Origin of the sequence: Brevibacillus sp. SIMBA_040 (assembly GCF_046535075.1) — a bacterium.
Classification (GTDB): Bacteria; Bacillota; Bacilli; order Brevibacillales; family Brevibacillaceae; genus Brevibacillus.
Genome location: NZ_JAWRXI010000013.1, coordinates 145240 through 151239 on the forward strand (window position 1 = coordinate 145240; position 6000 = coordinate 151239).

The following is a 6000-nucleotide window of genomic DNA, read 5'->3' on the forward strand; positions in this document are numbered from 1 at the left end:
AATAGATGAATCATGTAAAAATATAACAAATCATTGTCAAGCTACTGTTAATATCATGTGAATATTGTTCTCTCTAAGTATGAATTCGCTATGATAGAAATGAATCTTTGAAACAATCCGATGAGGTAGGAGTGAATCGTATGCAAACAGCTTCAAGCAAGTGTATGTTAACGATTTTGCAGACAAGTGACCTGCATGGAAGCATATATCCTCTTTCATATGCTGCAAATGAACCGAGGGATGTGGGGTTTGCCAAAATCGCTACGTTGATCAAAGCGCAGCGAGAGCAAGCGGAGCACCTGCTGGTTATAGATAACGGCGACTTGATCCAGGGAACGCCACTGGCTTATCATCATGCCCGCCTGCATCATATGGCTCCCAATCCCATGGTCCTATGCTTAAATGAGCTCTCCTACGATGCAGCGATCATCGGCAATCACGAGTTTAATTACGGCTTGCCTTTTTTACATAAAGCGATCGGAGAAAGTCGTTTTCCCTGGTTAAGCGCCAATCTGACCAATGAGGCAGGGGATGCGTTTTTCGGAAAACCATACATGATCAAAACGTTTGAGAGCGGACTTGTTGTAGGGGTCTTTGGCTTGACCACGCCTTACATACCGAACTGGGAGCAGCCAGAAAATATCACGGGTATTCATTTTCACGATCCAGTGGAGATAGCGCGCAAATGGGTTCGTGTGATGCGAGAAGAGGAGAAGGCAGACGTCGTGATCGTCGCTTACCATGGCGGGTTGGAAAGAGACCCGGAAACAGGAGAGCCGACGGAAGCATTGACGAAAGAGAATCAGGGGTATGAGCTATGTACAGAAGTACCGGGCATCGATGTGCTATTAACTGGTCATCAGCATCGGACGATTGTATCGACGGTGAACGGGGTATGTGTGGTGCAGCCAGGTAATGAGGGCAGAGTGCTTGGAAAAGTACAGCTCTCGCTTCAGCAGGAGAACGAAGAATGGAAAGTCATGGGGTGTGATGCGCATTTGTTGTCGGTAGAGGGGGTAGAGGCAGATACGTCAATTCTGGAGATGGCGGCACCATACGAAGAGCGAACGCAGCGATGGCTGGATCAGCCGATCGGGAGATTTACAGGAGATATGCGAATCACAGACCCGATGGCCGTACGCTTAAAAGATCATGCATTTGTGGAATTCATCAATCATGTGCAAATGGAGATTTCCGGAGCATCGATATCGAGCACAGCGCTGTTTGACAATACGTCTGCCGGTTTTCCTGAGAATGTGACGATGCGTGATATTGTGAGCAACTACATTTATCCAAACACACTTGTGGTACTGCTGATAAAAGGAAAAGACATACGGGCAGCACTGGAGCAGGGGGCTGAGTATTTTGAAGTGGACGATACGGGTGAGATCGTCGTCAGTCCTGCCTTTTTACTGCCAAAGCCGCAGCACTATAATTATGATATGTGGGAAGGAATCGAGTACCGAATCGATGTAGCTAATCCGATCGGACAGCGCGTGGTTAGCTTGACGCGAAATGGAGCGCCTTTGGATATGGAAGCCAACTATGATGTGGTCATGAATAATTACCGTGCGGGCGGGGGCGGCAATTACACTATGTTTCAAAAGAAGCCCGTCGTCAAGGAAATTGCGACTGATGTATCGGAGCTGCTTGCCACCTATATTTTGGAGAAAAAGGTCGTCGAGGCTACGGTGAACGGAAATTGGGAGGTAGTAAAGGGACAAGAGGATAAGTGAGAGAAAGGACACCTGCTGAGGGTGTCCTTCATTTTTCATTGATCATTTTTTAGAGGGTCAGCACCAAAGGGATGGTCAACGATATATAGCCAGCCTCCATTCGGCTGTTTCCGTACGATCTCGGATGTATGTCCGTCGAATTGCGAGGACCTGCCGTCCGGACCGGTTCCATGAATAACAAAGTGAGCACGCAACAGGGCGAGATCTCCATATAAAATGCAATAAATATTGGTAGAAATCATGGTGCCTTTTATTTGCAGCAGCTGTTCGAGTGCTTGTCGAATCGCTTCCGTTCCGCGCATTTCATTGCTATTATGATCGATGAGAACTGCATCAGGCTCATAAAGAGCAAGAAGATTTTCTATTTGACCGGAATTGAATGCAGCGGCAAAAGCTGCGTTCATGTCTTGGGGATTCAGAACGGTATTACCTTGATTGGATTGTAGCATGGGAAAGCCCCCTTTTTGTATGTTGATGGTAGTACCAGCATACTTGGAGGGCGTGTATAGTAGGAAGTACGCACAATTAGATGACATAGTCATAAAAAACTTACCATGATGGAGGTAGAAATGCCGTATCAGGATGGGAAATTCGGTTGCCCTGTTGAGGTTGGCCTTTCGATAATCAGCGGCAAATGGAAGCCTCGGATTTTTTATGAATTGCTCCAACAAACCAGACGTTTCGGAGAACTGCATCGGTTGATTCCAGAGGTATCCAGACAGGTTCTCACCATGCAATTGAGGGAACTGGAGAAGAGCGAGATCGTCTCGCGCACAGTTTATCCTTCCGTTCCCCCAAAAGTGGAATATGCCCTAACCGAATTTGGCAAAAGCCTTGCACCTATTTTAGAGCAAATGATCAAGGTGGGTGAGCATTACATCTCGAAACAAAATAGCAGGAAAGAAAGCGATTGTAAATAAGCAAAAGGCGAGCGTATCCTCTACGCTTTTGCTTCCACACCGAGCTTTCTTTTAGGGGTGCCCCATGAACATGATGAGCAATACCAGGTGACTATTCCTGTGCAAGGGACTTGTTTTTTTACCCATGAAAACAAAGCGGTGAAGCTGCCTGCAGGCGAGGGATTGATTTTGCATCTCCGAGACAGGCATTCCTTTCATATAGGGCATGATGCCAGTGTGATTATCATCCGGGTGAAGGATCAGTGCATGCACGTGCTGCTTTTGCGGATCGGGAAAGCAAAGGAGCTCTTGCTGCGCTCTGCTACAACGGTAACGGATATCAGCTTCACATTGGGGTTTTCCAGTCCGAGTCAATTTTTTCGAATATTCGCTAAGCAGGTCGGTGCGACGCCCGAGCAGTATCGCGTCAAAAGCAGGTAAAGGACACCTATGAAGGTGTCCTTTCTGCTGATTGTTGTTTTGGTTGTGCAGCCAGCCTAGTAGCAGCAGCCAGGCTGATCATGACGGTCAAAACTTGAAGAAGTAAAGAAACCGTAATACCCAGGGAAAAAGAAAAGCCAAATGTTGTCATGACAGTGATGATTGCCCCTCCAAGTCCAATGCCAATCGCCGGAGTGAAGGTATCGGCCACAGAAATTTCTGCAGAAACCTTGCCCTCCTCGCCCGGCTTTGCCAGAGAAAATGCGATGGCACCGCTAGTCGGGTGAGCCAAACCGATCCCAAAGCCCATAATAATCTGGCTGAAAATAGCGAGTGTGACGACGACAAGATCATTTGGGATTAATGCCAGAGGTACAGAGAAGGCGACGCCCACAAGCATGATGAAAAGACCGATGACTACTCGTTTTTTTCGCCCTACCCCGAGGTCCGCTGCGTCCCATTTTGCCTGGACGTTGGCTGCAAGTGACCAACTGATCGCGGCAGAGGCAACGGCCAAGCCAGCTTTGTCGGCTGACATTCCTAAAACAGTTGTCAGTCCAAGAACCAAATACGTTTGCGTGCCGTAATAAGCAGATACAAACAAACCGCGCGAAGCAATGATGGCTGGCAGGCCCACACGAGCGACGAGTGTTCCCTTGGGCATCAGCTTATACAACGGGATGATCAGGGTAACTAGGCCAGCGACAGACAGGACGATGCCATAGGCGGTAGGCATTTTGCCGAGTCCAAACAGGAGGACACCCGTTCCCAAAGCCAAGAAGAAGGGGAGGAGCAGTCGGTTGTTGTTGTTTCCTGCATGTGCATTTGGTTTCAAGCCGCGAAAAGCAGGGGTAGTTAAGATTGCAGAAAGGACGATGAAAGGGAGGATCAACCAGAAAACATATCTCCACGACAATTGTTCAGAGATGACTCCAGCAATATAGGGTCCAAATAGTCCCGGAAGAATGTACGCACTGGAAAAGACGGCAAGAATTTGAGTGCGAAGCGAGTCAGGGTAACGTAGGGTAATCATCGTATACACGCAGTTGACCAAAGCTCCTGCTCCGAATCCTTGCATCATACGACCAAGCAATAATATCGACATGTTTGGTGCGATAGCGGCAACCACAATCCCCAAGGCAAAAAGCATAATCATCGTGATAAAAGGCTGAGCTGGCCCTTTTTTATCGACCAGTTGCCCTGTAATGACTGTTCCAATAAGCTGGGCTAACAAATAAACGCTAAATATCCAGCCGTAAAGGTTTTCCCCCTGAAATTCTCTAGAGAGGCCAGGTGCAATGGTTGTGACAGCCAAACCTTCGAAAGCCGTACAAGTGACGACAAGAATAATACCAATCGTCAAAGCACGGTAATGAGTACTCCAAATACTTTCCTTGTTCATCATACGACGCTCCTTTCAAAAAAGGTTGTTGTTTGTACAGTTGTTGCAGCAACTAAATTAGCAAAAAGAAAATTTGATATTTAGTTGCTGTTATTACTGTTGCTACAACAACTAATTATACAGAAAAAATGTTCCTGTACAATACTTTGGATTTATAAATTTTTCACGTTCTCATAAATGATATTGAGTGTTTTTCGAAACTGCTTGACCTCTTCTTCAGTCAAGCCTGCGATTGTTTTCTCATAGGCTTCAATGGAAGGGGGGAGAACCTCATCTTTTAATTGCCGTCCTTTTTCTGTCAGGTAGACATGCAGTGAGCGCCGATCCTTTTTGTCTGTCACCCGATGAATAAACCCTCGTTCTTCCATAGTAAAAAGCATTCGAGCAATGTTTGTTTTATCTTTAAAAGTGCGCTCAGCCAGCTCGTTTTGAGTCAATCCTTCTTCATCCCACAGGACGACGAGAATCATCCACTGATCAATGGTGATGTTGAAGGGATTCACTACTTTTTGATAGTAGCTGTTCAGCTTTAAATCCGTTCGTTTAACGATAACACCAATGTACTCATGTATTTTCAACGATAGTCCTCCTTTTTTACGTTTGCAGAGCAACTGTTGATAAGACAACTATACGGATGCTGATCAGACGTGTCAATTTGAGAGGAAGGCGACGAAGAATGAAAGCAGCAAATTTGCCCAAAATAACAACGACCTGCAAAGTATAAAAAAGGAGACGGATACGATGAAAGGAAAGTTTATGAAGGCCGTTTTGATCGTAATGTGTTTGGCATTGCTGGGTTCACCACTTGCTGTGCAAGCGAAAGAAGGTAGCGGAGATCCGCCGCCGCAGCAACAAGGTATAAAGCCAAAAGAAGTTAAGCTTCAGGGTGATATGCGAAGGGCATGGATCGATCATGTGATTTGGACAAGAGCTTATGTCGTAAGTGCCTTGGCAGGGCTCAAAGATCAAGACAAGGTGCTCGCTAGGTTAATGAAAAACCAAGAGGATATTGGCAATGTAATCAAGCCGTATTATGGCGAAGAAGCAGGTAATAAGCTGACGGCGCTATTAAAAGAACATATTCGCATCGCAGGCAAAATTGTAGATGCTACGAAAAAGAACAAGCAGGCGGATCTCAAAAAATACAATGCCGAGTGGTACAAAAATGCTGATGAGATTGCCAAATTTTTGAGCAGTGCAAACCCGAATTGGACTGAACAGGAACTGAAAGACCTGCTGTACAAGGATCTCGAATTGCTTACAGAAATGATTCAAGCGCGGGCGAAAAAGGATTGGGATGCGGATATCTCGGCTTTTGACAGATGGGAGGACCATATTGTCACGTTGGCTGATGCTTTGACTGAGGGGATTATCAAGCAATTTCCAAACCAGTTTTAATCGTTTGTTGTAGCAGAATGCCCAGAAATGAAAAAGGCATGGAGACTGTAAAATGTACCCTATAGAGTAGACACGTTAAAAAAGTCTACCTATAGGGTACTTTTTTGTATACTTGAGAAAAACA

At 45.9% G+C, this 6000-nt stretch carries 7 protein-coding genes; 4 read left to right on the plus strand and 3 right to left on the minus strand.

Going from position 1 to position 6000, the window contains the following annotated elements:
* Positions 1-140 precede the first annotated feature (140 nt).
* The gene (locus tag SB752_RS21820) at positions 141-1736 is read left to right on the plus strand and encodes a bifunctional metallophosphatase/5'-nucleotidase (RefSeq protein WP_410717645.1); all 1596 of its coding nucleotides are present in this window, start codon (positions 141-143) and stop codon (positions 1734-1736) included.
* 35 nt (positions 1737-1771) lie between these two features.
* Here the strand turns inward: SB752_RS21820 and SB752_RS21825 are convergent, their stop codons facing one another.
* A complete protein-coding gene (locus SB752_RS21825) occupies positions 1772-2185 on the minus strand; it encodes a YybH family protein (protein WP_410717646.1) in 414 nt (137 codons plus the stop codon).
* A 120-nt stretch (positions 2186-2305) separates the two neighbouring features.
* Between SB752_RS21825 and SB752_RS21830 the strand changes: the two genes are divergently transcribed.
* Together SB752_RS21830 and SB752_RS21835 are read left to right on the plus strand one after the other, a co-directional pair.
* Positions 2306-2656: a winged helix-turn-helix transcriptional regulator gene (locus tag SB752_RS21830; protein WP_410717647.1), complete on the plus strand. Its 351-nt coding sequence runs from the start codon at positions 2306-2308 to the stop codon at positions 2654-2656.
* Positions 2657-2713: 57 nt separating this feature from the next.
* Positions 2714-3076 (plus strand): helix-turn-helix domain-containing protein, encoded by a 363-nt coding sequence (locus SB752_RS21835; protein WP_410717648.1) that lies wholly within the window; start codon positions 2714-2716, stop codon positions 3074-3076.
* Between the two features lie 7 nt (positions 3077-3083).
* Here SB752_RS21835 and SB752_RS21840 read toward each other — a convergent pair whose 3' ends face one another.
* Positions 3084-4478 (minus strand): MFS transporter, encoded by a 1395-nt coding sequence (locus tag SB752_RS21840; protein WP_410717656.1) that lies wholly within the window; start codon positions 4476-4478, stop codon positions 3084-3086.
* Between the two features lie 152 nt (positions 4479-4630).
* Complete coding sequence (locus SB752_RS21845) at positions 4631-5056, minus strand: MarR family winged helix-turn-helix transcriptional regulator (RefSeq protein ID WP_103104932.1); 426 nt, start codon at positions 5054-5056, stop codon at positions 4631-4633.
* Positions 5057-5219: 163 nt separating this feature from the next.
* Here SB752_RS21845 and SB752_RS21850 point away from each other — a divergent pair, with 163 nt between their 5' ends.
* Positions 5220-5876 (plus strand): glycosyltransferase, encoded by a 657-nt coding sequence (locus SB752_RS21850; RefSeq protein WP_410717649.1) that lies wholly within the window; start codon positions 5220-5222, stop codon positions 5874-5876.
* The last annotated feature ends 124 nt before the right edge of the window (positions 5877-6000 follow it).